At 62.3% G+C, this 25,809-nt stretch carries 25 protein-coding genes; 10 read left to right on the forward strand and 15 right to left on the reverse strand.

The annotated features are described in order from the left end of the window. Positions 1–56: 56 nt before the first annotated feature. The gene (locus tag HKK57_RS19315) at positions 57–2,288 is read left to right on the forward strand and encodes a TonB-dependent siderophore receptor (RefSeq protein WP_169390579.1); all 2,232 of its coding nucleotides are present in this window, start codon (positions 57–59) and stop codon (positions 2,286–2,288) included. Continuing rightward, positions 2,288–3,175: an alpha/beta hydrolase gene (locus HKK57_RS19320; protein WP_169390580.1), complete on the forward strand. Its 888-nt coding sequence runs from the start codon at positions 2,288–2,290 to the stop codon at positions 3,173–3,175. Before HKK57_RS19315 ends, HKK57_RS19320 begins: the two co-directional genes overlap by 1 nt. Here the strand turns inward: HKK57_RS19320 and HKK57_RS19325 are convergent. Continuing rightward, positions 3,159–4,406, reverse strand: a complete 1,248-nt coding sequence (locus tag HKK57_RS19325) for a DUF1835 domain-containing protein (protein ID WP_169390581.1) — start codon at positions 4,404–4,406, stop codon at positions 3,159–3,161. The genes HKK57_RS19320 and HKK57_RS19325 overlap by 17 nt on opposite strands. Positions 4,407–4,650: 244 nt before the next feature. On the opposite strand from HKK57_RS19325, the gene HKK57_RS19330 reads away from it, so the two are divergent. Next, a complete protein-coding gene (locus HKK57_RS19330; protein ID WP_169390582.1) occupies positions 4,651–5,052 on the forward strand; it encodes a RidA family protein in 402 nt (133 codons plus the stop codon). Here HKK57_RS19330 and HKK57_RS19335 read toward each other — a convergent pair whose 3' ends face one another. The 3 genes from HKK57_RS19335 to HKK57_RS19345 form a co-directional block, all read right to left on the reverse strand. Then, the gene (locus tag HKK57_RS19335) at positions 5,053–6,540 is read right to left on the reverse strand and encodes an aldehyde dehydrogenase family protein (RefSeq protein WP_070995060.1); all 1,488 of its coding nucleotides are present in this window, start codon (positions 6,538–6,540) and stop codon (positions 5,053–5,055) included. It lies immediately after the preceding gene. 543 nt (positions 6,541–7,083) lie between these two features. After that, entirely contained in the window at positions 7,084–8,412 is a 1,329-nt protein-coding gene (locus tag HKK57_RS19340) for a hypothetical protein (protein WP_070995059.1), read from the reverse strand. A 36-nt stretch (positions 8,413–8,448) separates the two neighbouring features. After that, positions 8,449–8,598: a hypothetical protein gene (locus tag HKK57_RS19345; protein ID WP_235861125.1), complete on the reverse strand. Its 150-nt coding sequence runs from the start codon at positions 8,596–8,598 to the stop codon at positions 8,449–8,451. Between the two features lie 31 nt (positions 8,599–8,629). Between HKK57_RS19345 and HKK57_RS19350 the strand changes: the two genes are divergently transcribed. The 3 genes from HKK57_RS19350 (at position 8,630) to feaR (ending at position 11,738) form a co-directional block, all read left to right on the forward strand. Continuing rightward, positions 8,630–10,129 (forward strand): APC family permease, encoded by a 1,500-nt coding sequence (locus HKK57_RS19350; protein ID WP_159908305.1) that lies wholly within the window; start codon positions 8,630–8,632, stop codon positions 10,127–10,129. Further along, positions 10,074–10,694, forward strand: coding sequence for a DUF3156 family protein (locus tag HKK57_RS19355; protein WP_169889037.1), 621 nt, complete (start codon positions 10,074–10,076; stop codon positions 10,692–10,694). The genes HKK57_RS19350 and HKK57_RS19355 overlap by 56 nt, the downstream gene beginning before the upstream one ends. Positions 10,695–10,802: 108 nt before the next feature. Continuing rightward, positions 10,803–11,738 (forward strand): transcriptional regulator FeaR, encoded by a 936-nt coding sequence (gene feaR, locus HKK57_RS19360; RefSeq protein ID WP_070995056.1) that lies wholly within the window; start codon positions 10,803–10,805, stop codon positions 11,736–11,738. 159 nt (positions 11,739–11,897) lie between these two features. On the opposite strand, the gene HKK57_RS19365 is transcribed toward feaR, so the two are convergent. Beyond that, positions 11,898–12,263: a cupin domain-containing protein gene (locus HKK57_RS19365; protein ID WP_029294333.1), complete on the reverse strand. Its 366-nt coding sequence runs from the start codon at positions 12,261–12,263 to the stop codon at positions 11,898–11,900. 30 nt (positions 12,264–12,293) lie between these two features. Further along, on the reverse strand, positions 12,294–13,592 hold the full coding sequence (locus tag HKK57_RS19370; RefSeq protein ID WP_070995055.1) for an NAD(P)/FAD-dependent oxidoreductase: 1,299 nt from the start codon (positions 13,590–13,592) through the stop codon (positions 12,294–12,296). A 206-nt stretch (positions 13,593–13,798) separates the two neighbouring features. On the opposite strand from HKK57_RS19370, the gene hpaR (HKK57_RS19375) reads away from it, so the two are divergent. Continuing rightward, complete coding sequence (hpaR, locus tag HKK57_RS19375; RefSeq protein WP_029294338.1) at positions 13,799–14,221, forward strand: homoprotocatechuate degradation operon regulator HpaR; 423 nt, start codon at positions 13,799–13,801, stop codon at positions 14,219–14,221. Positions 14,222–14,356: 135 nt separating this feature from the next. Here the strand turns inward: hpaR (HKK57_RS19375) and hpaI are convergent, their stop codons facing one another. From hpaI to HKK57_RS19415, 8 genes are all read right to left on the reverse strand, one after another. Beyond that, a complete protein-coding gene (hpaI, locus tag HKK57_RS19380) occupies positions 14,357–15,157 on the reverse strand; it encodes a 4-hydroxy-2-oxoheptanedioate aldolase (protein WP_169390583.1) in 801 nt (266 codons plus the stop codon). Between the two features lie 18 nt (positions 15,158–15,175). Next, positions 15,176–15,979, reverse strand: coding sequence for a 2-oxo-hept-4-ene-1,7-dioate hydratase (hpaH, locus tag HKK57_RS19385; RefSeq protein ID WP_029294342.1), 804 nt, complete (start codon positions 15,977–15,979; stop codon positions 15,176–15,178). A gap of 12 nt (positions 15,980–15,991) precedes the next feature. Next, positions 15,992–17,296, reverse strand: coding sequence for an MFS transporter (locus HKK57_RS19390; protein WP_029294344.1), 1,305 nt, complete (start codon positions 17,294–17,296; stop codon positions 15,992–15,994). Positions 17,297–17,490: 194 nt separating this feature from the next. Beyond that, the gene (locus HKK57_RS19395; RefSeq protein WP_029294346.1) at positions 17,491–17,883 is read right to left on the reverse strand and encodes a 5-carboxymethyl-2-hydroxymuconate isomerase; all 393 of its coding nucleotides are present in this window, start codon (positions 17,881–17,883) and stop codon (positions 17,491–17,493) included. A gap of 70 nt (positions 17,884–17,953) precedes the next feature. After that, on the reverse strand, positions 17,954–18,811 hold the full coding sequence (gene hpaD / locus HKK57_RS19400; RefSeq protein ID WP_029294348.1) for a 3,4-dihydroxyphenylacetate 2,3-dioxygenase: 858 nt from the start codon (positions 18,809–18,811) through the stop codon (positions 17,954–17,956). Between the two features lie 119 nt (positions 18,812–18,930). Beyond that, positions 18,931–20,391 carry a 5-carboxymethyl-2-hydroxymuconate semialdehyde dehydrogenase gene (hpaE, locus tag HKK57_RS19405; protein ID WP_029294350.1) on the reverse strand — a complete coding sequence of 487 codons (1,461 nt, stop codon included), beginning with the start codon at positions 20,389–20,391 and terminating at the stop codon, positions 18,931–18,933. A gap of 5 nt (positions 20,392–20,396) precedes the next feature. Continuing rightward, entirely contained in the window at positions 20,397–21,167 is a 771-nt protein-coding gene (locus HKK57_RS19410) for a fumarylacetoacetate hydrolase family protein (protein ID WP_169390584.1), read from the reverse strand. Continuing rightward, positions 21,164–21,829 (reverse strand): fumarylacetoacetate hydrolase family protein, encoded by a 666-nt coding sequence (locus tag HKK57_RS19415; RefSeq protein WP_029294354.1) that lies wholly within the window; start codon positions 21,827–21,829, stop codon positions 21,164–21,166. Before HKK57_RS19415 ends, HKK57_RS19410 begins: the two co-directional genes overlap by 4 nt. A 121-nt stretch (positions 21,830–21,950) precedes the next feature. Here HKK57_RS19415 and hpaA point away from each other — a divergent pair, with 121 nt between their 5' ends. Continuing rightward, complete coding sequence (hpaA, locus tag HKK57_RS19420) at positions 21,951–22,850, forward strand: 4-hydroxyphenylacetate catabolism regulatory protein HpaA (RefSeq protein WP_029294355.1); 900 nt, start codon at positions 21,951–21,953, stop codon at positions 22,848–22,850. Here the strand turns inward: hpaA and HKK57_RS19425 are convergent, their stop codons facing one another. Then, positions 22,851–24,107, reverse strand: coding sequence for an OprD family porin (locus tag HKK57_RS19425; protein WP_070995051.1), 1,257 nt, complete (start codon positions 24,105–24,107; stop codon positions 22,851–22,853). 213 nt (positions 24,108–24,320) lie between these two features. On the opposite strand from HKK57_RS19425, the gene hpaR (HKK57_RS19430) reads away from it, so the two are divergent. Continuing rightward, positions 24,321–24,743 (forward strand): homoprotocatechuate degradation operon regulator HpaR, encoded by a 423-nt coding sequence (gene hpaR, locus HKK57_RS19430; RefSeq protein WP_029294359.1) that lies wholly within the window; start codon positions 24,321–24,323, stop codon positions 24,741–24,743. A gap of 49 nt (positions 24,744–24,792) precedes the next feature. Then, the gene (locus HKK57_RS19435; protein ID WP_169390585.1) at positions 24,793–25,803 is read left to right on the forward strand and encodes a GlxA family transcriptional regulator; all 1,011 of its coding nucleotides are present in this window, start codon (positions 24,793–24,795) and stop codon (positions 25,801–25,803) included. Positions 25,804–25,809 lie beyond the last annotated feature (6 nt).

The following is a 25,809-nucleotide window of genomic DNA, read 5'->3' on the forward strand; positions in this document are numbered from 1 at the left end:
TGCGATCTTTGCTGGCCTACCGCTATCGGTGGGCTTGACGTTCCGGAGATCTTCCCATGCACCGTCTGCCGCCCCTGTCCCTGCTAGCCCTGAGTATGTGCAGCCTGCTGCCCGCCAGCAGCTTTGCCGCCGAGCCCGAGACGCCCGCGCGTCTTGAACTGCAAACCCAGACCGTACTGGGCACGGCGCAGGAAGAGATCAAGCAGGCGCCCGGTGTGTCGATCATCACCGCCGAAGACATCAAGAAGCGCCCACCGGCCAATGACCTGTCGGACATCATCCGCACCATGCCCGGCGTCAACCTCACAGGCAATTCCAGCAGTGGCCAGCGCGGCAACAACCGGCAGATCGATATCCGTGGCATGGGCCCGGAAAACACCCTGATCCTGGTCGATGGCAAGCCGGTGGGCAGCCGCAACTCCGTGCGCTATGGCTGGCGCGGCGAGCGTGACAGCCGTGGCGACAGCAACTGGGTGCCGGCCGACCAGGTCGAGCGCATCGAGGTCATCCGTGGCCCGGCTGCCGCCCGTTACGGCAACGGTGCCGCCGGTGGCGTGGTGAACATCATCACCAAACAACCCGGTACCGAGACCCACGGTTCGGCGACCATCTACCACAACTTCGCCCAGCACAGCGCCGAAGGCGAGACCCAGCGCATGAACTTCGGCCTGAACGGCCCGCTGACCGACACCCTCAGCTACCGGGTATACGGCAACGTGGCGAAAACCAATGCCGACGACGCCGACATCAACAGCGGCCATGAATCCAAACGTACCGGTAACCAGATCGGCACCTTGCCGGCGGGGCGCGAAGGGGTGCGCAACAAGGACGTCAACGGCCTGTTGAGCTGGCAGATGACGCCTGAGCAAACCCTGGACCTGGAAGCCGGCTTCAGCCGCCAGGGCAACATCTACACCGGTGACACCCAGAACACCAACAGCAACGCCAATGTGAAAAAACTGCTCGGCCACGAGACCAACGTGATGTACCGCGAGACCTACGCCGTGACCCATCGCGGCGACTGGGACCTGGGCACCAGCCTGGCCTACCTGCAATACGAAAAGACCCGCAACAGCCGGATCAGTGAGGGCTTGGCGGGCGGCACCGAAGGGATCTTCTCCAGCAGCAACTTCAATACCAGCGTCTTGCGCGACCTGACCGCCCACGGCGAACTCAGCCTGCCCTTGCATGCCGGGGTGGACCAGGTACTGACCGTGGGCACCGAGTGGGTCGAGCAGCAACTGGATGACCCCAGCTCCAACGTGCAAACCACCACCGCCGGCGGCAGCGTGCCGGGGCTGGCCGGGAGCAACCGCAGCAGTTCGTCCTCGGCGCGGATTTTCTCGGTGTTCGTTGAAGACAACATTGAGCTGCGCCCCGGCACGCGCCTGACCCCCGGCCTGCGCATGGACCACCACGACGTCGTGGGCGACAACTGGAGCCCATCGCTGAACCTGTCCCAGGTGCTCACCGACACCCTGACCCTGAAAGCCGGGATCGCCCGCTCCTACAAGGCGCCCAACCTCTACCAGCTCAACCCCAACTACTTGCTGTACAGCAATGGCCAGGGTTGCTACGGGCAGACCACCAGTTGCTACCTGCAAGGCAATGCCGAACTGGACGCCGAAACCAGCGTCAACAAGGAACTGGGGATCGAGTACCGCAACGAGGGGGTGGTCGCCGGCCTGACGTACTTCCGTAACGACTACAAAAACAAAATCGAGTCGGGCCTGACCCCGGTCGGCAACGCCAGCGGTGGTACCGGCACCACGGCCAACGCAAGCATTTTCCAGTGGGAAAACGTGCCCAAGGCCTTGGTCGAAGGGCTGGAAGGCACCCTGGCCCTGCCGTTGACCGAGCAGTTGAACTGGACCAACAACTTCACCTACATGCTGCAATCGAAAAACAAGCAGACCGGCGATGTGCTGTCTGTCGCACCCAAGTACACCTTGAACTCGATGCTCGACTGGCAGGCCAGCGATGCCCTGTCCCTGCAAATGAGCGTGGCCTGGTACGGCAAGCAAACCCCGAAAAAATACGATTACCACGGCGATCGCGTGACGGGTTCGGGCAACAACCAATTATCGCCCTATGCCATTGCCGGCGTCAGCGGCACGTACGCTTTGAGCAAGAACCTGAGCCTGACAGCCGGCGTCGACAACCTGTTCGACAAACGCCTGTGGCGCGAAGGCAATGCCCAGGGCGTGGCCAATATCGAAGGGGCGGGTGCCGCGACCTATAACCAGTCCGGCCGCACCTTGTACACCAGCCTGACGGCGTCCTTTTGATGGGGCGCTGGATTAGCCTGGCGCTGCTGCTGATTGCCCCGCTCGCGGTTGCCCGGCCCGCGCCGGATCAGTTGATGGATGCGCCGGTGTTGCGCCAAGCCAGTGCCTATAGCTTCAGCAGCCTGGAGCTGGATTCGGCCGATGGCGCCCGTCATTACCGGATCTGGCTGGGGCAGCCGTCGACGGTGAGTGACGCCACCCCAGTGGCGTACTTGCTCGATGGCAACGCCGCGATGGCTGCGCTGGATAGCCAGAGCCTGGACCGACTGGCACACAGTGTGGCGCCTCCGGTGCTGGTCGCCGTGGGCTATGCCACGCCGCTGCGTATCGAGCGTACTGCACGTACTTTTGACTACACGCCGAAAGTCGGCAGCGCCATGCAACAGCGGGACCCTTTGACTGCCGTGCCCAGTGGCGGTGCGGATGTGTTTCTTGACCTGCTGACCGGGACCGTTCGCCCGCTGATCAATCAGCGTCTGGGCATCACCCCACAGCGGCAATTGCTGTGGGGGCACTCCTACGGTGGTCTGCTGGTGCTGCATGCCTTGCTGACACGCCCACAAGCCTTCGATGACTACGCGGCAGCGAGTCCTTCGTTATGGTGGAACCAGGGGCTGATGACGGCAGAGGCCAACGGCCTGGCACAACGCCTGCGGGGCAGCCAGCCCCGCTTGCTGCTGATGCGTGGCGACCAGGAACCGGCCAGCCCCGGAGCCGTGTCGCCGGCCAAAGAGGCCAGTAACACGGCGTTCAAGGCGTTGCTGGGCACACTCCATCGGGTGGATGGGCTACACGTGCGTCACCTGACCTTTACCGGGCTGGGGCATGGCCCGATGTTGCCGGCATCCTTGCGCTATACCCTGCAGATGCTCAGCCAGGGGCGTTAGCCCGCCAGGCTGGCACGCCCTCGGCGTCAATCGTCCAGTGTGGCTGGCCGGGTACGATCTGCACGCCACCGACCCAACGCGGGTGGCTTGCGTGATCGGGCCAGTACGCGCGGCCATTCAAGACGCTGACGCCCAGCGGTGTCAGCGCCAATGTACGTTCAGGCCATGGCCGGTCGGCGTCGGACTCCGTCAGCAAAGGAGCGGCGCCGTCGATCAGCGGCCGCATCAGGGCGTGGAACATCATGTCGCCAAGAAAGGGCAGGGGGTCTCGCTTGGCCATCAGCTCGGCGAACACCCGGGCAAACGCCGTGGGGCCGACTTCGGCCAGATACTCCAGGGCCAGGCGCTCGGTCAGCGACAAACCGTCACGCGCGCCGGGCAGCTCCTGCAACTGCCGACGCAGTGCCGGGGCCAGCAAGGGCAAGGCGGGGTGGGGCGCGCGGGCCAGTTGCGCGAGGGCCACGGGCGAGTTGTCGCAATAGGCCGCCCACGCCTGCCGCGCCAACTGGCGCATCGGCTCGTCGACCGGCCGACGTTGAGGCCACAGCCACGCCAATACCTGCGGCGCCAATTGGCCGATACCGATAAAGCGTTGTACGCCGGGTATGTGGTCGACTTCGATCAGCTCCAGCCTGGCGGGCGTATGGTCAAGACCTGCCAGGGCACGGATCAAAAACAACTGGTCATAGCCATCGGCTTCGCACCACAACACGCAGTGATCGGCGCTGCCCAGTTCCTTGAGATGGGTGTATTCATCGTCCAGGCGGCGCGCGGCATCTGCCACGTCCAGGGTAAACGCCTGGCTGATGAAACGCGCCCGCGTCGCTCGGTAGGCCTCGGCGGGCAAGGCTTGGACCGGGCCCATGCACAGCGGATCACTGAGCATCCGAAAGCGCCCCTTGAACCCGGCCACGCCAAGGCTGTGGGCAATATCATTGCCGCAACGCCAATGGGTGGTGCGCGCTTCATCACTGGCCTCGAAGCCCGGGTGGCTGGCGGCGAAGTCCACCGCATCCACATGGGCCTTGAGTTTTGGCCAACTGCTGAAACCCAACTGTCGGGCAATCAGCCATTGAGCATCGGACAGGGTCGGCGGCGGGTGGGCAACCTGCGCCAGTTCATCGGGCGCCGTGCCTTGTTTCATACGCTGTAAAAGCTCCTTGGCGCGCTTGCGCTGCTGCTCAAGGTTGATACGGCCGTCAGTGGACGGTGAGACGGGGCGTTGCGACATACGATCTCCTTGCACAAACCTTGTCCGCTTTAAGGTTGGGAGTCGTAGTGATGGGATAGGCAGTCATGTCCTGGGCGCAGCCCTTTCCGCGGAGGGTGGCGTAGATGGCGCCTGGCGCGAATATAGGCAGGGGAGAGGTTGTTTGCAAGGCGTTCTGTTTCCAGATGTTGAAATATGCAACTTCTCCAAGAGCCAGAAAAACCGTTGAGGTAGCCTTGTTTCCTACAGACAACAAGGAGTCGTCATGCAACGAAGAACCATCAATCCCCCGACAGTCTTCAACTCCCTGCAATACGGTTTCAGCCAGGCCATGGAAGTGCGCGATGGCCGACGCATTCTACTGTCCGGCCAGGTAGGCGTGGACGCTGACGAACGCACCGTCGGCCCGGGCATCGCCGAGCAGACCGCCACCGCTCTGGACAATATCGAAAAGGTCCTGGCCGCGGCCGGGGGGGATCTGACCCATGTGATCATGCTGCGCCTGTACATCGTCGAGTCCGCCCGCGATCAGCAGGAGCCTATCGCCGCCGCCTTGCGCGAGCGTTTCCCGAACAACCCACCGCCGTCGTCGTGGATCATCGTCAGCGGCCTGTCGCTGCCCGAATGGTTGATCGAGATCGAGGCGGAGGCGCTGATCCCAGGTTGATCAATAACGCATCATCACCGACTTGAGTTCGGTGTAGTCCTCGATAAACGCACTGCCAAACTCCCGGCCAATCCCCGAGGATTTGTTGCCACCGAATGGCACGGCCGGGTCGAGCAGGGTGTGCATGTTGACCCACACCGTGCCGGCGTTGATGGCCGGGACCATACGCAGGGCCTTGCCCAGATCGTTGGTCCACAGGCTGGCGCTGAGGCCGCCGGCAGTGTGGTTCATCAGTGCCAGCAACTCCTCCTCGTCGTCGTAGGGCAGGAAGGTGGCGATGGGGCCGAAGGTTTCTTCGGTGAGTAGCGTGTCGTTGATGCTGTTGGCGAGGATCACCGTGGGCTCGACGTAGCAACCGGGGCGATCCATCGGTTGGCCGCCGTAGATAATCGTGTTGTTTTCGGCGCGGGCGGTGGCAAAAAAACCTTCCAGCTTCGCTTGGTGTTGGCGATGGGTGACCGGGCCGAATTCGGTGCGCTCATCCAGCGGCGAGCCGATGTTCAATGCGCTCAAACGCTGGGCCAGGGCCTCCATGACGGGGTTGACCTGTGAACGATGGACGAAGAAGCGCTCGGCCGCCGCGCAGATCTGCCCCGAGTGCAGGAACCCGGCCTCGATAATGCCGTTGACGGCGGTTTCCAGCGGCACATCGCGCAGGAACGCCGCCGCGTTTTTGCCACCCAACTCCAGGGTCGCCCGCGTCAGGCCGGCGCCCATGGCCGCGCGGCCGACCGCAATGCCGGTGGGCACCGAGCCGGTGAACGACACCTTGTCAGTGCCTGGGTGTTCGATTAGCCCCTTGCCCACCTGGCCACCGCCAGTCAGCACGTTCAGCACGCCCGCGGGCAGGCCGGCTTCCACGGCCAGTTCGGCAATGCGCAGCAGAGTCAGCGGGGTGAACTCGCTGGGCTTGATGATGATGCTGCAACCGGTCACCAGGGCCGAGGCGAGTTTCCAGATGGCGATCATGGTGGAGAAGTTCCACGGCACGATGCCGACCACCACACCCACCGGTTCGCGCAGGGTGAAGGCGGTGTAGCGCTCGCCGGCAAACGAGGGCAGCGATGGGGTGAGGGTCTGGCCGCTGATCTTGGTTGCCCAACCCGCGTAATAACGCAGGAAATGCGCGGCCTGGTCCACTTCAAAGGCGCGGGAAATCTGGATGATCTTGCCCGACTGGCAGGTCTCGATCTGCGCCAGTTCCTCGCGGTTGCGTTCCAGCAGGTCGGCGAGTTTGAGCAGGACGTTGCCACGGACCGCGGGCGCGGCCTGGGACCATTGTTTGAAACCGTGCCGGGCAGACGTCACCGCCCGTTCAATATCACTGGCTTGCGCATCGGCGACCGTGGCAATGACCTGGCCGGTGGCGGGGTTGATCACCTCCAGGGTCTGGCTGGATTGGCTGGGGACGTAGCCACCGTCGATAAACAGGCCGTGGTCTCGACGCAAGAAGGCTTCGACCTGGGGCAGCAGCGCGATATCGCTCATGGGGGGTGTTCCTGATCAAAAAGGAAAACCCGAGGCTAACCAACGCCGGCGGCTACAGCTTGACTATGCCTGCCGGGGCGCATGCCTGTGGCTGCCATCTGCCGGGGGGAGGGTTGTTGTATTGAGCAGGCTTTCTTGTAGGGGCGCAGGCTTTTTTAGGGGAGCAGATTTCCTTGTGGCGAGCGGGCTTGCCCTAATGCCGTTCAGTTAAGCCTTTTTGTAGGAGCGAGGGGGACGCCTAGTTCTTGCTCGCGAAGAACTTGAGAGCGCCGCGTTTACCTAGCAAACACGCGTTATCGTTGACGTCCTTCGCGAGCAAGCTCGCTCCTACAGAAAGCAGAATCCGCTTAACTGAACGGCATTAGGGCTTGCCCCGCGCTGGGCTGCGCAGCAGCCCCCCATAAACCCGCTGCGGTTCTTCAGACAAACTGCGGCGGCAGGTTTTGGGGCTGCTTGGCAGCCCAGCGCGGGCGATGCGGCGTTCCGACAAGCCCGCTCGCCACAGGAAGCGCCATCACAGGCCAGTCACACCACAACCAAACCTCAGAACGGCACAGCCACCACCAACTGGCTGTACACGTTGGTGCCGTTACCGCCGACCTGGTTGCCGCCGTTGTCCTGGTCCTTGTCCGGTTGGTACAGGCCAATCAACGGCGTGATGATCAGGTGGTCATTCACCGCCCATTCGGCATACAGGTCCAGCTCGCGGCCATCGAGGTCGAGCATGTTGCGTTTGCTCACGGTCTGGTAGTCGAAGAACAGCGCGCCGAGGGTCAGGTTGTCCAGCGGCTTGACCTTGAGTGCTACATGCTGCACCGCAGTGTTGGTGTTGTAGGGCCCGGAGTAGTTGCCCGCCACTTCGCCCTGGACCCAGGTGCCATAACCGCGGTTGAAACCGGCGAACAGTGCATCCCAATTCTTCGAATAGCGCGCATAACGGTAGGTCAGGTCCGGCGACCAGGGCAGGTCGGCAAAGGTATAGCCGGCTTCGGCGTACCAGGCTTTTTCCGGGCCGGGGTCCTTGTCCTGCCAGGCGTATTCAAACGAGAAGTGCGCGTTGTCGATCCCGGCATTCCCGCTGCCGCGCAGGCTGTAGAGGTTCATGCCCTTGCGCTGCTTTTGCACATCACTGGCATAGCGTTCGTCCACATCAATGCCATGCAGGTACGTCAGGCCCAGGGTGCCCGGTGCGGCGCTGTATTCCAGGGTGCCGATGGCCATCTCGGTCAGGGCCTGGGCGCGGTTGTCGGACTCGATCCACATCAGGCTGCCGTGCAAGCCGTCCTTGCCGCCCAGGCGCACCACCGCAGCCTTGTCGAAAGCATGCCGGGCCGCGATGTAATAGGCGCCGCCACGGTCGAACTCGCCATCGGCCACGCCATTGCCCAGGTTCGGGCCGTCGTCATTGATGATAAAACCATCGCCCACGGTGATGATCTGGCGCCCGTACGACAGGTCCAGGCCATCCTTGCCCAACGCCGGCAACAGGTCCCCCGAGCGCCAGCCAGCAAAGGCTTCGTCGAACTTGGTGGTGCGCTCGCTGCCGTCGGTCACACGGGAGGCATCGCCATCGCCCCAGGTGCCAGAACTCACCAGGTTGGCGGTGCCATACACACTGCCCAGGCCGCCCAGGGTCTGGTCGACGCTCAAGCCATACTTGATAAAGCCTTCCCGCCACGTCGAGCCACCCGGGCTGCCCTCGTAGTTCTTGCGGCTGTTGAACATGCCGTACACGGCCAGGAAGTTGCCGGTGACGGTGGTGTCGTCGTCGGCATACAGTTCGATTGCCTGGGCCGCGGGTTGGCCGATCAACAGCGCCAGCCCCAGGCCGACGGCCGGGTGCAGGTGGCGGGTTTTGAGTGTGTGCTCCATTGTTATAGTCCCCAGCAAGATGAAGTTGAGGGCGCATTAGGACGAGCGTCGGCGGCACAAGTCTTTCACCTGCGTGCCAGGCAATTGATCCTGGCCGCCACGCCGCAAGCCCTGGCAGGGAGCAACAAAACCGGCGGCAGCCAGGGGCAAGACGATCAGGTTGGGCGGGGCGCACAGTGCAAACACTTCTAAAAAATCCCTTTCGAGGATCTGCACCATGTCGATCAATGACAGACTTACCGCGCACCTGAACCGGGGCACGGTGGGCTTTCCCACCGCGTTGGCCAGCACCATTGGCCTGATCATGGCCAGCCCGGTGATTCTCACCGCGACCATGGGTTTTGGCATCGGCGGCAGCGCGTTTGCGTTGGCCATGCTGATCGCCGTGGTGATGATGCTGGCCCAGGCGACAACCTTCGCCGAGGCCGCCTCGATCCTGCCCACTACCGGCTCGGTGTACGACTACATCAACTGCGGCATGGGCCGTTTTTTTGCGATCACCGGCACCTTGTCGGCCTATTTGATCGTGCATGTGTTTGCCGGCACCGCCGAGACCATCCTCGCCGGGGTCATGGCCCTGGTGAACTTCGAACACCTCAATACCCTGGCCGAATCCGCCGGGGGTTCCTGGCTGCTTGGCGTCGGTTTTGTGCTGGTGTTCGGCGTGCTCAATGTGTTTGGCGTCAGCGCCTTTGGCCGCGCCGAAATCATCCTGACCTTCGGTATGTGGACCACCTTGATGGTGTTTGGCGTGCTGGGCTTGATCGCCGCGCCGGCAGTGCAACTGGACGGCTGGTTTGGCGAGTCTCTGGTGGGCAGCGACCTGGTGACGGTGTTATCCCTGGTGGGCATGGCGATGTTCATGTTTGTCGGCTGCGAATTCGTCACCCCGCTGGCGCCGGACTTGCGCCAGTCGGCCAAGGTCATGCCACGGGCGATGATGCTCGGCCTGATGGGCGTGGCGACGTGCATGTTCATCTATGGCGCGGCCATGAAGCGCCAGGTCGAAAACGTGGTGCTGGACGCGGCCAGCGGCGTGCATCTGCTGGACACGCCCATGGCGATCCCACGCTTTGCCGAACAGGTCATGGGGCAGATCGGGCCGCTGTGGCTGGGCGTCGGTTTTCTGTTTGCCGGCGCCGCCACCATCAATACCTTGATGGCCGGTGTGCCACGGATTCTCTACGGCATGGCGGTGGATGGCGCGCTGCCGAAGGTGTTCACCTACCTGCACCCACGCTTCAAGACCCCGGTGCTGTGCATCCTGGTGGCGATGCTGATTCCCTGCCTGCACGCGCTGTACCTGGGCGGCAACACCGACAACATCATGCACCTGGTGCTGGCGGCGGTGTGTGCGTGGAGTTTTGCCTACCTGCTGGTGACGGTGTCGGTGGTGATCCTGCGCATTCGTCGTCCAGACTTGCCACGGGCCTATCGCTCGCCGTGGTTCCCACTGCCGCAGTTGCTGTCCAGCGCCGGCATTCTTTTGGGCATGTGGTTTATCACGCCACCGGGGATGAACCCGGCGGATATCTACGTCCCGTTCGGCGTGATGCTGGGCGGTACGGCGGTGTATGCGCTGTTCTGGACCCTGGTGGTGCAGAAGGTCAATCCATTCAAGCCGGCGTCGGTGGAAGACGTGCTGGCCAAGGAGTTTGCCAATGAACCGGGTCACGCTCACAGCGGCTATGTCAGTGCTGCGGCAAAAGCTGTCTGAACTGTTCAGCGCACAACGGGCGCCAGCGGGCTATCAGCCGGGGCGCACCCTTGGGCAACTGCGGCGCAACCTTGGGCTGGCGCGTTTCGAGCAAGTCTCGCCGACCTTGGCGCGGGTTGCCCTGGACGACGACAGCCTGCACCTGGAAATCCGCGAGCGCACCGAATCGCAGTTGTTGATGCACCTGGTCATGACGGAGTTCAGCGTGCGCCTGCCTGCCTCGACAGAGGGCGCGGCGAGTTTTGCCTTGCACCATGGCGGGGCTGTTCGACGGACCGGGATCCACTGTCGGCAACGCATGGGCGAACGTGCTTTGTTGGGGCAACTGCAGGCGCGTCTGCAACACGACAGCGCCTTGCACCAGGCATTGATGCCCCTGGATTTCAAACGCTTGCACATCGAGCTGCGCGACCATCAATGGCATGTGCGCCTGGAGCATATGGGCGGCAGCGAGGTGGTCAACCGCATGCCGGCCTTTCGGCGCTACATCGCCTTGAGCCGCGTGCAGCGCGATGCCTTGCTGGCTGCGCTGGTGGGCTTGCAGCGCGTATTGCGCACGCTCTGATTGGCATCATTAGTGCAAACACAATGGCGGACAGGTACTTGTTGCGCGCATATAGATAACATGTTAACTATTGCCCGACAAAAACAATAAGCCATTGTGGAGACACCCATGGGTATCCAACAGAGTGCACAACAGGGGCTCGACACCTGGAACCGCGACTTGCGTGCGATGTGCGGCCACTTCGACACCGAACTGGCTTTCAACCGTTCGCTGTTTATCGGCGAGTTTTCCATGCTTTCAAACGGCGGGTTGCCCTTGGCCAGCCTGCGTACCAATGCCGGCCTGATCAAGCGCCAGGTTTCCAATCCCGACCATGATAACGACCAGGATTGTTTTTTGGTCAGCCAGCGCAGCGGCTATTCGCAGATCGTGCAGAACGGCCAGCGGGTGCAACTGGCCCCTGGCGAACTGCTGCTGATGGACTCGGTGGGCTCCATTGAAATCACCCCGTTCGGCTTGATCGAACATACCTCGCTGTCGTTGCCGCGCGCTCAGGTGTGCAAGCAGATGGGCAGCCAATCGAAGACCTTTGGCAAGATTTCCTCCAGCAAAGCCTGTGGGCGCATGTTGCATGTATTGATGGACCAACTGTGCAAGGGCAGCGAAGGCGCCGAGGATGAGGTCGAGGCGTTGCAGTGTGCGTTTGTGTCGCTGCTGGGCTCAGCCCTGGAGCAGGACGATGACGCGCGCGACGATACCAGCGCGTTGCAAGGCAACAACCTGCGCAGCTACGTGCAGAAAATCATTGATGAGTCCCTGAGCCAACCCGGCTTGAGCCCCGTGGGCCTGGCCAGCCGGCTGAACATCTCGGTGCGTCATTTATACCGGCTGTTCGAGGAGCAGGACGACAGCGTCTGCCGCTACATCCAACGTGCGCGGCTCAAGCGCAGCGCTGATGACTTGACCAACCCGTTCCTGCGTAGCGAATCGATCACTTCGATTGCCTACAAGTGGGGCTTTACCGATTCGGCGCATTTCAGCCGTTCGTTCAAGAAGCAGTTTGACCTGTCGCCCAAGGCGTTCCGTTCCAGCCGGATGGCCTGAACCCCATTCATCAACCACCACACACCGAATGTGGGAGCGGCGGTGCGACGATTCGACTTGCCCGCGATGGCGGTGGATCAGTCAATGTATGTTCTGACTGAGCCACTGCTATCGCGGGCAAGCCCGCTCCTACATAAAGCAAAGCGATTGCTCTGGGGGTTATACGACCGCGAAGTAGTGTTTGACGAAACTCTCGCTCAGCACTTCCCACAGCACGGGCGTGCCCTGGGTCACGAACCAGCTGTCGCCCGCTTTGTAGGTGGTGGTTTGGCCGCTGGCCTCGTCGGTCAGGCGCACTTCGCCGGTGACTACCGTGGCCTGTTCGTTGAACGGGTAGACCATGCGGAACTTGCCTTGGGTGGTGCCGAAGTAGGCGCTGCTGACCGGGTCGGTCGGCGCACCGAAGGTCATTTTGCCGAAGGCCTTGAGTTCGCCGGCGAGGATTTCGGAGCCGAGGTCGGCAACGGTGCCCCAGGCGTCGAGTTCAGACAGCTGGATATCTTTCTTGAGGGTAACGAGGGTCATGGCAGTTGCTCCAGAGGGATAAAAAAGGGGTTAGCGGCGACCATTCCAGTAACCGGACAGTTGGTGCCAGGATTTGCCCGCCGTCAGCAGCAGCGGGCGGATTGCGTCCTTGCCGATAATCGTCGGGCGGTGGATCGAGCTGACCAGGTCGTAGCGCGCCGAGCCTTCGCTCATGCCTTCGGCCAGGACCTTGCAGATGATGTGGCTGGGGGTGACGCCGAAACCGGAATAACCCTGGACGAAGAACGCATTGCTGCGCCCCGGCAGGGTGCCGATCTGCGGGAACAGATTGGGGCTGCAGGCCATCGGGCCGCCCCAGGCCAGGTCGATTTTCACGTCCTTGAGGTAGGGGAAAATCTTCAGCATCAGCTTGCGGTTCCAGGCCTTCAAGTCGCCGGGAATGTGCTCCACCAACGGCGTGGCGGCGCCGAACAACAGGCGGTTTTCATTGGTCACCCGGTAGTAGTCGATCACCGGGCGGATATCGCTGTAGGCCCCGCGAATCGGGCTTATGCGCTGGATCAGCTCTTCGCTCAACGGCTCGGTCATCATCTGGAACGCGTAGGTATTGATGGTCGAGCGATGCAGTTCCGGCTCCAGTTTGTTGAGGAAGCTGTCACACGCCCATAGCAGTTTGCTGGCCTTGACCGAGCCGCGCCCGGTACGCACGGTGATGCGCTCGCCGTAGCTGACTTCCAGCGCCGGGCTGTTCTCGAAGATCCGCACGCCATGCCCGGCCAGGGCAGTGGCCTCGCCCAGCAGCAGGTTCAACGAATGCACATGCCCGCCGCCCATGTGCAGCAGGGCGCTGCTGTAGGCGTTGGAGCCGATGATCTGCTGGACGTCGGAGCCGCCGAGGAAGCGGATCTCATGCTTGCTGTTGATCGACTTGAAGTCTTTTTCCCAGGCCCGCAGGGTCTTTTCCTGGCGGGCGTTGAAGCCCATATAGCCGTAGCCGTGGCAGAAGTCGGCGTCGATGTTGTACTTGGCGATACGGTCCTTGATGATATCGGCGCCCAGGTCGCTGATCTCGAAGACCTGGCGCAGGCCGTCCTCGCCGACGTCGTTCTTGATCTTCTCCAGGTCGTGGCCAATGCCGGCCATGATCTGCCCGCCATTGCGCCCGGTGCCGCCAAAGCCCAGGTAGCGCGCTTCCAGCACGACGATATTGGTGATGCCCTTTTCCGCCAGCTCCAGGGCGGTATTGATCCCGGAAAACCCGCCGCCAATCACCACGACGTCGGCCTCGATGTCTTGTTCCAGGGTGGGAAAGCTCAGGTTGTACTTCTTGGTAGCGGTGTAATACGTGGGGGTTTCAATATTGATCATGGCGCAGCCTGAAAAGTGAAGGAAGGCTCTAAAGCAGATGTCTTCATTAGGGGCCTTGGCGGGATCAATGTCTTGATCCTGCGTGCCGAGGCTTTTGATTCAGCGCGCCATGGACGTGCGCGACCACTAAGTTATAGCGCGAGCGCGGGGCGGGGATGTTAGAGTTTCGTTAAAACATTAACTAAATATCACGTGACCCTGACTCTATGCTCAAACCCCGGCAGTCCCTGACCCTCACCCTGTTGCAGGCCCGCGAAGCGGCCATGAGTTTTTTCCGCCCCTCGCTGAACGAACATGGCCTGACCGAGCAGCAATGGCGGGTGATCCGCATCCTCAATCAACACGACGAACTGGAGATTTACCAACTGGCGGAACTGGCCTGCATCCTCAAGCCGAGCATGACGGGCGTGCTGGTGCGCATGGAAGCGGCGGGGATGATCCACCGGCGCAAGGCCGAGCAGGATCAGCGGCGGGTACTGGTGACCCTGGCGGACAAGGGCCGGGCGAGTTTTGCGTCCATGAGCCAGTGCATGGAGGCCAACTACCAGCGCTTGCAGGAGCAGTTGGGGGCGCAGAAATTGCAGACCTTGCTGGGGCTGCTCGATGAGCTGAAAAACATCAAGCGCTGAAACACCACACATCCAAAAGGTGGGAGCGGGCTTGCTCGCGAATGCGTAATGTCAGTCGATATATTCGCCGGCTGAACCACCGCTTTCGCGGGCAAGCCCGCTCCCACATTTTGCACCTGGGGTGTTTGGAAGGGATCAGTACACGCCACCAGTACCGACTGGTGACGCAGTACCTTTGAATTTCCCCACCAACCCCTGCAACCCGCGCATCAGCACCGTGGTATCCACTCCCACCGCGACAAACCCTGCGCCCAGCTCGATATAACACCGGGCCAGTTTTTCATCGGCACTGAGAATGCCCGCCGCCTTGCCCGCCTGGCGAATCCGCGCAATGGCGTCCTCGATGGCCGCTTGCACGTCAGGGTGCCCCGGATTGCCCCGGTGCCCCATGGACGCACTCAAGTCCGCCGGGCCGATAAACACTCCATCGACGCCCTCGACGGCGGCAATCGCATCGAGGTTGGCCAGGCCTTGCAGGCTTTCGATCTGCACCAGCAGGCACATCTGCGCGTCGGCCTGGTCCAGGTAGCCGTCGATGCTGTTCCAGCGCGAAGCCCGCGCCAGGGCGCTGCCCACCCCGCGTATGCCCTGGGGCGGATAGCGCATGGCGCGCACCAGCTCCCGGGCCTGGGCGGCGCTTTCGACCATCGGCACCAATAAGGTCTGTGCGCCGATATCCAGCACCTGCTTGATCAGCGCGGTGTCGCCGATCACCGGGCGAATCACCGCCTCGCTGGCGTAGGGCGCCACCGCCTGCAATTGGCCGAGCATGCCGCGCAGGTCATTGGGGGCGTGCTCGCCGTCGATCAACAGCCAATCGAAACCGGCATTGGCCGCCAATTCCGCGCAGTACGCGTCAGCCAGCCCGAGCCACAGGCCGATTTGCGCTTCACCGCTATTGAGCCGCTGCTTGAAGCGGTTGATAGGCATGTCCATGAAACAGTCCTCGTGGGGTCAGACGAAACGGCAGGAAATCGAGCCGAGCATGTCGTAGTCGACATGGAAGGTATCGCCTGGGCTGGCCGCCACCGGCCGGGTAAACGAGCCGCCGAGGATGATCTGCCCCGGCAGCAACGTGACGTCGTAGGGCGCCAGTTTGTTGGCCAGCCAGGCCACGCCCTTGGCCGGATGGTTGAGCACGGCGGCCGAGACCCCGGACTCTTCGATCACGCCGTTGCGGTACAGCACCGCCGGAACTTTGCGCAGGTCGATCTCGGTCGGGCGCACCGCACGGCCACCCATGACCACGCCGGCATTGGCGGCGTTGTCGGAGATGGTGTCGAATACCTTGCGTGTGGCCTTGGTGTGCGGGTCGATCTGCTGGATGCGCGCGTCGATGATCTCCAGGGCCGGGATCACCCACTCGGTGGCGTCGAGCACATCGAAAATCGTGCAGTTGGGGCCCTTGAGCGGCTTGCCGAGGATGAAGGCCAGCTCCACTTCGACCCGCGGCACGATAAAGCGCTCGAACGGAATGTCGGTACCTTCCTCAAACAGCATGTCGTCGAGCAGCGCACCGTAGTCCGGTTCGGTGATGTTGGACGACACCTGCATGGCCCGCGAGGTCAGGCCGATCTTGTGCCCGACCAGCTTGCGCCCGCCCTTGATCTTCTGGGCGACCCAGGCGCGCTGGATGGCGTAGGCGTCCTCGATCGTGATGTCCGGATGATCGAGGGAAAACTGGCGTACCTGTTCGCGGCTGCGTTCGGCATGGTCCAGCTGGGCGGCGGCTTGCAGGATGAGCTGTGGATCGAGCATGACGAGGGTCTCTTACTGAGGGTTGACGATGGCGGCGTTGGTGCGCAACACCAGCAGGCCGCCAAGGGCGATAAACAGTGCCAGCACGTACAGGGCGAGGCTGGCGCTTTGGGTGGTGTCGCGCATCCAGCCGATCAGGTACGGCGCGAGGAACGAGGCGATGCTGCCAAACGAGCTGATCATGGCGATGCCGGCGGCCTGGGTGCAGTTGGACAGGAAGGCCGGTGGCAGTTGCCAGAACATCGGCAGCGCGGCGCTGGCGCCCATACCGGCGACGATCAGGCCACCCATCACCACCAGCGAATTGCCCGGTGCCAGGCCGGCCACGGCAATCCCGACGGCGGCCATCAGCAGCGGCACACACAAGTGCCAGCGGCGTTCGCGGTTGCGGTCCGAGGAGCGTCCGCAGCCGATCATGAAAAAGCAGCCGGCCAGGTACGGCACGGCGCTCAGCAGGCCGACCTGGCTGTCGCGGCCGATGCCGGCGCCGTGGATCAGGGTGGGCATCCAGAACGCCAGGGTGTTGACCGCCAGCATCACCGCAAAATAGATCGCCACCAGCAACCACACTTGCGGGTCGCGCAGGATGCCGCCGAAGGAGGTGATGGACTTGCGCTTTTCTTCGGTGCTCAGCTGTTCGCGCAATTGTTGCTTTTGCGCGGGCTCCAGCCATTTCACCGTTTCAAAGCTGTCCGGCAGGTACTTGAGCACCACCAGGCCCAGCAGCACCACGGGCGCGCCTTCGATCAGGAACATCCACTGCCAGCCGCGCATCCCGCCAAAGTCGTGGAAGTTTTCCAGGATCGCCCCCGAGAGCGGTCCGCCAATCACCCCGGCCATGGGCACGGCGATGGCGAACAGGGCGGTGATCTGCGCCCGGCGGCGCGCCGGGTACCAGCGGTTGAGAAACACCAGGATCCCCGGGAAGAAACCCGCTTCGGCCACCCCCAGCAAAAAACGCAGGACGTAGAAGCCGGTGGAGCTTTCGATCCACAGCATGCTGGTGGACAGGATGCCCCACACCACCATCAGGCAGGCGATCCAGCGCCGTGGCCCGACGCGGTCCAGGGCGATGTTGCTGGGCACGCCGAACAGGGCGTAGGCGATAAAGAACAAGCCGGCACCGAAGCCATACACCGTGTCGCTGAAGTGCAGGTCGCTGCTCATCTGCATCTTGGCGAACCCGATGTTGATCCGGTCCAGGTGGGCAAACAGGTAACAGATCAGCAACAACGGCATCAGTCGCCAGGTGACGGTGCTGTGGGTGCGATCATGCTCGGCAAGGGTGACGCTGTGGGCGGTATTGGCTGTGCTCATGATGTTGTACTTTTTGTCTGAGAGGCCGTTGTGGAGGCGAGACTGCCCCGTCAAGCGAATGGAACCCACTGTAGGCGCGAGCTTGCTTGCCAAGGCCTCAAGGCCATCGCGGGTATCCAGCAGGCACGCGTTATCGTTGACGATCTTCGCGAGCAAGCTCGCTCCTACAGGTGATCTCGTTCAGTCGATGGATGTCAGCCCGCCTGGTTGCTTAAAAACGCGTGGACGTTGTTCTGTTTGAAGTTCAATTGCGGGTGCAGCTCGATCATCTCGAACGACAGGGCCAGCAGCCGCTGAGCCTGCAGGGCGGCGAAGTGTTCGGTGATCACCGCGAACAGCGCCTCGGCCACGGTCTGGCGGGTGGCCAGGTCACGTCCGTGGCCGACCTTGAGGGTCATGTGGACGAAGGCGTAGTCGTGCTTGCCGTCGGCCATGCGCCAGGTGTCCAGGCGTACGGCGCGGCTACGGATGCCGCCCAGGGGGAACACGCCACTGTCTCCCAGCACCTGGTGGACCTTTGCAAACAGCCCCGGCAGGTCGGCCTGGGATTCGAGGTTGTCGGTGTATTCGGCGATGAAATGCGGCATGCAAAGCCTCCTTCTGTGCGCGATTCAATGTGGGAGCGGTCTCGCCGGGCGAGACAGCTCCCACATGTATTCAGAGCGGGAAAATGGCGTTGATCTGGCCGGTGCCGGAGCTGCCGAACGGCTCGGTGATGATCTCTGCAGGGCGGTTGTACTCAGGCCCGCCAAGCAAACCCAGGAGCATCGCGGTGTCGTGCATCTTGCCTTCGCCAAAGCAGTGTTCGGCGTAGTCCGGGAGCATCGCGCAGAACTCCTTGAAGCGGCCTTCGCGCCACATCTGCACCACGTGCATGTCCACTTGCTTGTCGAACTCGCGAGTCCAGTTGTGGATGTTGGCTTCGGCCTCGCGGTCGTCGGAGAAACGGTGCGACAGAGAGCCGGACGCCAGCACCAGTACCTTGCGATCACTCTTCTCGATGGCCCGGCGCACGGCGGCACCAAAGGCAAAGCTGTCTTCCAGGCGATGCCAGGCGCACCAGGCGGCGATGGAGACCACGTTGAATTTCTGTTCTTCGGGCACATCCATGTGCATGTAGCGCATGGGCACCAGGGTGCCGTATTCCAGCTCCAGGCTCGGGATGTTGTGGTTCATGCTGCGCACCCCGGCCAGGTTGGCCTCGGCGGCGATCAGCTCGCCCAACTCCGGGCAGCCGGGGTAGGCGTACTCCATGTTCTTGATGAAGTGCGGCAGCTCATTGCTGGTGTAAGTGCCCTGGAAACGCTCGCCACCGTTGATGTGATAGCCGCTGTTGACCAGCCAGTGCACATCGAAAACCACGGCGGTATCGGCCCCCAGTTCACGGGCGCGGCGCCCGATTTCCTTGTGCCCGGCAATCGCCGCGGCGCGGCAGCCGTGATGCTTGCCCGGCAGTTCCGACAGGTACATGGAAGGCACGTGGCAGATTTTCGCCGCCAGGACTACTTCACCCATGATCGTTCTCCTGATTTCATTATTCTTGTTGGGTTGTAGGAGCCGGCTTGCCGGCGATCCGAATGCACGCGTCGCTTGCATCGCCGGCAAGCTGGCTCCTACAGACAGCGTTCATGCAGTTACACGCCCCAGCGCGGGATGTGATGGCTGCCCATGGAGATGCACACGTTCTTGATCTCTGCGAAAACTTCGAAGCTGTACTGGCCGCCTTCACGGCCGGTACCCGAACCCTTGACCCCGCCGAACGGCTGACGCAGGTCGCGCACGTTCTGGCTGTTGATAAACACCATGCCGGCCTCGATGCCACGGGCCAGGCGATGGGCCTTGCCGATGTCCTGGGTCCAGATATACGACGCCAGGCCATATTCGGTGTCGTTGGCCAGTTGCAGGGCCTGGGCTTCGTCCTTGAAGGGAATCAGGCACACCACCGGGCCGAAGATTTCTTCCTGGGCGATGCGCATGTTGTTGCTTACATCGGCGAATACGGTGGGCTGGATAAACTGCCCGCGTGCCAGGTGTGCCGGCAGGTTGGCCGGCCGTTCCAGGCCGCCTGCCACCAGGTTTGCGCCTTCTTCGATGCCAATCTTGATGTAGCCGGTGACTTTGTCATAGTGGGCTTGCGTGATCATCGAGCCCACCTGGGTGTTCGGGTCTTGCGGGTCACCGACAATCAGGCGCTTGGCGCGGGCGGCGAACTCGGCGACGAACTGCGGGTACACGCTTTCCTGGATAAACACCCGGCTGCCGGCGGTGCAACGCTCGCCATTGAGCGAGAAGATGGTGAACAGCGCCGCATCCAGGGCGCGTTCGAGGTCGGCGTCTTCAAAAATCAGCACCGGCGATTTACCGCCCAACTCCATGGAGTATTTTTTCAGGCCGGCGGTCTGCATGATTTTCTTGCCGGTGGCGGTGCCGCCGGTAAAGGAAATCGCCCGCACATCCGGGTGACGCACCAAGGCATCGCCAGCGGTGGCGCCGTAGCCCTGGATCACGTTGAGCACGCCCTTGGGGATTCCCGCTTCGAGGGCCAGGCGTCCCAGTTCGTTGGCCGTCAGCGGCGACAGTTCGGACATCTTCAGGACCGCGGTGTTGCCCAGGGCCAGGCACGGAGCGGTCTTCCAGGTGGCGGTCATGAACGGCACGTTCCACGGCGACACCAGCGCGCACACACCCACCGGTTGGTAGAGGGTGTAGTTGAGCATCTGGTCGTCCACCGGGTAGCTGTGGCCGTCCATGCGCGTGCAGACTTCGGCGAAGAAATCAAAGTTGTGCGAAGCCCGTGGGATCAGCACGTTCTTGGTCTGGTGGATCGGCAGGCCGGTGTCCAGGGTTTCCAGTTCGGCCAGGTGGGGCACGTTCTGTTCGATCAATTCACCAAGCTTGCGCATCAGGCGCGCACGCTCCTTGGCGGGGGTATTGGCCCACTTGGGGAAGGCTTCCTTGGCGGCGGCCACGGCCTGGGCGACTTCTTCGGCGCCGCCGCTGGCCACTTCACCAATCGCCTCGCCGGTGGCCGGGTTGTAGTTGATGAAGGTGTCTTTGCTTTCGACCTCACGGCCGTTGATCCAATGTTTGATCATGGTGCTCAAGCCTCTTTGGCGGCGGCAAAAAAGTCCGCCTCGCTGACAATTCGGTTGACCAGGCGGCCGACGCCTTCGACTTCCACCACCACTTCATCGCCGGGCACCACATCAGCCAGGCCTTCTGGGGTGCCGGTGGCGATCATGTCGCCGGGTTGCAGGGTCATGAAGCTGGACAGGTATTCGATCAGGTAGGGGATATCGAAAATCATGTCGCGGGTGCTGCCTTCCTGGCGCAGTTCACCGTTGATCCAGGTGCGCAGGGTCAGGTTGCTCGGATCTGGCACATCGGCCACATCGACGATCCACGGGCCGACCGGGGTGGTGGCGTCGCGGTTTTTCACCCGCAGGTTGGGGCGGTAGTAGTTTTCTAGGTAGTCGCGGATCGCGTAGTCGTTGCACACGGTGTAGCCGGCCAGGTACTCCAGGGCGTCTTCGCGCTTGACGTTGCGCGCCGGCTTGCCGATCACCGCCACCAACTCGCACTCGTAGTGCATGTAGACGATGTTGTCGGGGCGCCAGGTGACCTGGTTATGCCCGGTGTAGGTGCCCGGCGACTTGACGAACGCCAGCGGCTCGGTCGGTGGGGCGAAGGCCAGTTCGGCGGCATGGTCGGCGTAGTTCAGGCCCAGGGCGAACATATTGCCGGTGGCCGGTGGCAGCCACTCGATCTGGTCTTCGGCCAGCAACCGGCCGTCAGCCAGGCGCACAGCATTGAAATCTTCGACGTGGGCCTGATGGACCTGGCCTTCAAAACGGATGCGCGCGTGTTTCATGGCTGTTCCTCGGCCTGGATGTGGTTGACCAGGCGGCCCAGGCCACTGATCTCGACTTCGACGGTGTCGCCGGGTTGCACATCCACCCGACCTTCAGGCGTACCGGTGATCAGCACATCGCCTGCATGCAGGGTCATGAATTCGCTGATCTCGGCGATCAAACGGGGAATATCACGCACAAAGTTGGCGGTGGTGTTCTGCTGGCGCAGCTCGCCGTTGACGAACAGCTTGAGGCTCAACTGATGGGGGTTGGCGATCTGCTCGCGGGCTACCAGTTCCGGGCCAAGGGCGCAGAACCCGTCGCGGCACTTGGCTTTGACGGCGGGGCGGTAGTAGCTGTCTTCCGGCAGGCTGAATTCATTGACGATGGTGTAGCCCGCCACATAATCCAGGGCGTTTTCCACGCTGACGCGGCTGGCATTTTTGCCGATCACCACGCCCAGCGCCGGGCCAGGTTGCAGGCGCTGGCCAGCCGGATGAAGCACTACGCCGTCATGACCGTTGCGCGTATTGGGCGTCTTGATAAACAGCACCGGCTTGACCGGCGGCTTCTGGTACGGCGGCTGTTCGAATTCAGCGAGACGCTGGTTCAGCAAGCCCTGGTAGTTCAGCGCGACGCCGAACAGGGTGCCGCTGGCAACATCATGCAGGGTACGGCTCATGGATTTCTCCTGGCGATGGCGACTGCTCTGGAGGCAGTTCGTTAATGTGTTAACGTTATAATTAATATGTTAACTACCGTCAAGCATGGCAAAATCATCGGGTGCAAAAAACAATAAAGAGATGCCTGTGAAACCGATCCCCAACATCAACATCGGCCAGGTCTACGACCAGCGCTACAGCGATGCCGACGTGCATTACGACCGGCTCGGCAACCTGGCGGGTTTTTTCGGGCGCAATATGCCCGTGCATCGCCATGACCGGTTTTTCCAGGTGCATTACGTCAAGAGCGGCGCGGTGCGGGTCTACCTCGACGACCAGCAGTACCTGGAATCCGGGCCGATGTTCTTCCTTACGCCACCGACGGTGGCCCATGCGTTTGTCACCGAAGCCGATGCCGACGGCCACGTATTGACCGTACGCCAGCAACTGGTGCGGGCGCTGATCGATGCCGACCCAAGCCTTGCCCCCGGCCCGCACGTGCCACCGGCCTGCGTCGCGCTGGCCCGCCTGGCGCCGCAGTTCCAGCCCGAAATCAAGCGGCTGGAGTGGCTGTTTGACGAGCTGTGCAACGAAATCAACAGCGCCGGCGCCGGTCGCGCAGTGGCCCTGGAAAGCCTGACCCGGTTGATCATGATCAGCTTGCTCAGGCTCAGCGCCAATTCCCTGGAAGCACGCCCGGCGCGCCATGAAGACCTGCGCATCTTCCATCGCTTCAATGAGCTGATCGAAGACCACTATCTGCTGCACTGGCCGCTGTCGGCCTATGCCGAAGCCATCGGCGTCACCGAAGCGCGGCTCAACGACGTGTGCCGGCGCATAGCCGACCTGCCGTCCAAGCGGCTGGTGCTTGAACGGCTGATGCAGGAAGCCAAGCGCCTGCTGCTGTTTACCGGCAGTTCCGCGAATGAAATCTGCTACCAACTGGGCTTCAAGGACCCGGCCTATTTCAGCCGGTTTTTCCAGCGCTATGCACAGATGACGCCGGGAGAGTACCGCCTGCGCCAAGCGGGCCTGCGCTGATCACCACAACGCCAGGCTGTAGCCGATGATGATGCGGCTTTCGTCGATATCGCTGGTCAGGCCGTTGCTCGAACGCAGGGTCGCGTTACGCAGCCTGACATTGACGTTTTTCAACGGCCCGCTCTGCACGGTGTAGGTCAGGTCGGTATCGCGCTCCCATTCGCGGCCATTGCGCACGCTGGCGGTCCGCACATGGCTGCCATCCACATAGCGGGTCATGAAGGTCAGGCCCGGCAGGCCGAGGGCGGCGAAGTTGTAGTCGTAGCGCGCCTGCCAGGCATCGGTCTGGGCCTTGGTGAACACGTTGATGGTCACCAGGTTGACGGAGTAGGGGTCCAGGCCCGGGTAGGCAAAATCGCCGTCGCCCGAGAGGTTCTGGTAGCCCAGGCCGAATTTATGGGCCCCCGTCGACAGGCTCAGCATGCCGTTGAAGAAACGGTTGTCGATCCGCCCACCGTCCACCCGTGAGGCGCTACGCAGTGCTTGGCTGCCTTGCTCGCGGGTGTCGAAGTAACGCAGGTCGCTGCGCAGGCTCATGCCGTTGGCCAGCGGCAGGTCGTGCACCAGGCCGATAAAGTGCTGGCGGTAGATATCCTGCATCTGCGCGTAGTAGTAGGTGGTCGCCAACTGTGGGGTGATGGCGTAGGTGCCACCGGCCAGGTCCAGGTGGCTGCTGTCGACGCCGGCGTAGCTCATTTGGTCGTTGCTGGAGGAGTCGCGCAGGTTCTGTTTTTCCAGGCGGCCGAGGTTCAGGGTCAGGCCGGCAATGTCCTGGGACGTGACCAGTTCACCGGTGTAGGTCGAGGGCAGGAGCCGCGTGTCGTTGTAGGCGGCCACGGGCAACTGCGGCTGCAGGGTGCCGGCCTTGAGCACGGTTTTCGCTACCCGCACCTTGGCCGTCAGGCCCAGTTCGCTGTAGTTGTCGACAGGCTGCTGGCTGGCGCCATACGCCAGCAGGCCGGTGCCACGCCGGTCGCGGCTGGAGTCGAGCTTGACGCCCAATTCGCCCAAGGCATCCACGCCAAAGCCCACCAAGCCTTCGGTGTAGCCCGACTCCAGGCGCAGCACAAAGCCCTGGGCCCATTCATCGGCCTTGTTCTGTGGGGCGTTGGTCTGGCGAAAGTCGCGGTTCATATAGAAGTTGCGCAGGTCGAGGCTGGCCTTGCTGTCCTGGATAAACTCGGCGTAGGCGCTCAAGGGGCTGAACGTAGCGCACAGGCCGGCGCTGGCCGCCAGGGGAAGGAGGCGCAAATGCATGACAGATTCCTTTTGTTGTTTTTGTAGGTATCGCCCTTCGGATCACTCAAGGGAGTGGCATATTGTTAACATGTTATATTTATTATGGGTAGGTAATTTATGCGTCTGAAAAATAATTCGTGTCGAGGTTAACGAGTTTGTGTGGCGGCCGGCTTGCATGCCCGGGGAGGCGACCCTAAGCTTCGACGCTTCGATCTCTTTTGCGCGTGAACCATGTCCACTCCCAGACCTTCCCTGACGCTGACGCTGCTGCAGGCCCGCGAAGCCGCCATGGCGTTTTTCCGCCCGTTGCTCAACGAACACCAACTGACCGAACAGCAGTGGCGGGTGATTCGTATCCTGCGCCAGCAAGGTGAACTGGAAAGCCATCAACTGGCGCACCTGGCCTGCATCCTCAAGCCGAGCATGACCGGGGTGTTGGCGCGCCTGGAGCGCGATGGCATCGTGCGCCGGCGCAAGTCCAGCGAAGACCAGCGCCGCGTGTTCGTGAACCTCACCGAGCAGGGGCAACAGTGCTTCGTCGAGATGAGCGCGGGGATGGAAAGCAACTACCAGAAGATCCAGGAGCAGTTCGGCGAAGAGCAATTGCAGCAACTGCTCGAGCTGCTCAACCAGCTGAAAAACATCAAGCCCTAAGCCCTTGTAGCAGCCGGCTTGCCGGCGCCCGCAGACAGGTCGAACAATAATGGAAAGACGGCAATTCAGCGGCGGCATGAAAGGCAAGAACCTGCGCTACCTGAATGAAACCCCGGGCCAGGCACCGCGCCTGGTCCTCGCAGGGTTTGTGTTGTTGGAGCATTTTTCCCTGCCCGCATTCACTCAGGCGCTGGACACCCTCATCACCGCCAACCTGCTGCGCCCGGGGTTGTTCACCTCGCGCACTTTCGGCCTGGACGAGCAGGAGGTGATCAGCGATCTGGGCTTGGTGATTCGCCCGGACGCACGCCTGGACCACAGCGCGCTGGCCGACCTCGACCTGCTGGTGATTTGCGGCGGCTACCGCACCCAGCTCAAAGCCAGCGAAAGCTTTATCGACCTGCTCAAGGCCGCGGCGCAACAGGGCGTGATCCTTGCCGGCTTATGGAACGGGGCGTGGTTCCTGGGCAAGGCCGGGGTGCTCGATGGCTATCGCTGTGCCATCCACCCGGAACACCGCCCGGCCCTGACGGAAATCGCCAAGGCCACCCAAGTCAGTAGCGAGCCGTACGTGATCGATCGTGACCGCCTCAGTGCATCGAGCCCATCAGGTGCGTTCCATATGGCCCTGGACTGGATCAAGAGCCTGCACGACAAGGCGTTGGTGGAAGGGATCGAAGATATCCTGGCCTTTGAGGAGTCGCGTTACCGGCGGATCAAGCCCGCAGAAAACATCTGCGTGAGTGCGCCGCTACGCGAAGTGGTGCGCCTGATGGATGCCAACCTCGAAGAGCCCCTGGCCCTGGAACAACTGGCGGTGTATGCCGGGCGCTCGCGGCGCCAGTTGGAGCGCCTGTTCCGCGAGCAATTGGGGACCACGCCGCAGCGTTATTACATGGAGCTGCGTATCACCGAGGCCCGGCGCCTGCTGCAGCACACCGAGCTGTCCCAGGTCGATGTGCTGGTGGCCTGCGGGTTTGTGTCCCCCAGCCACTTCAGCAAATGCTACAGCGCCTATTTCGGCTACCGCCCGTCGAAGGAAACCCGGCTGGTCAAATAGCGCGCT

Origin of the sequence: Pseudomonas sp. ADAK21 (assembly GCF_012935735.1) — a bacterium.
GTDB lineage: Bacteria > Pseudomonadota > Gammaproteobacteria > Pseudomonadales > Pseudomonadaceae > Aquipseudomonas > Aquipseudomonas proteolytica.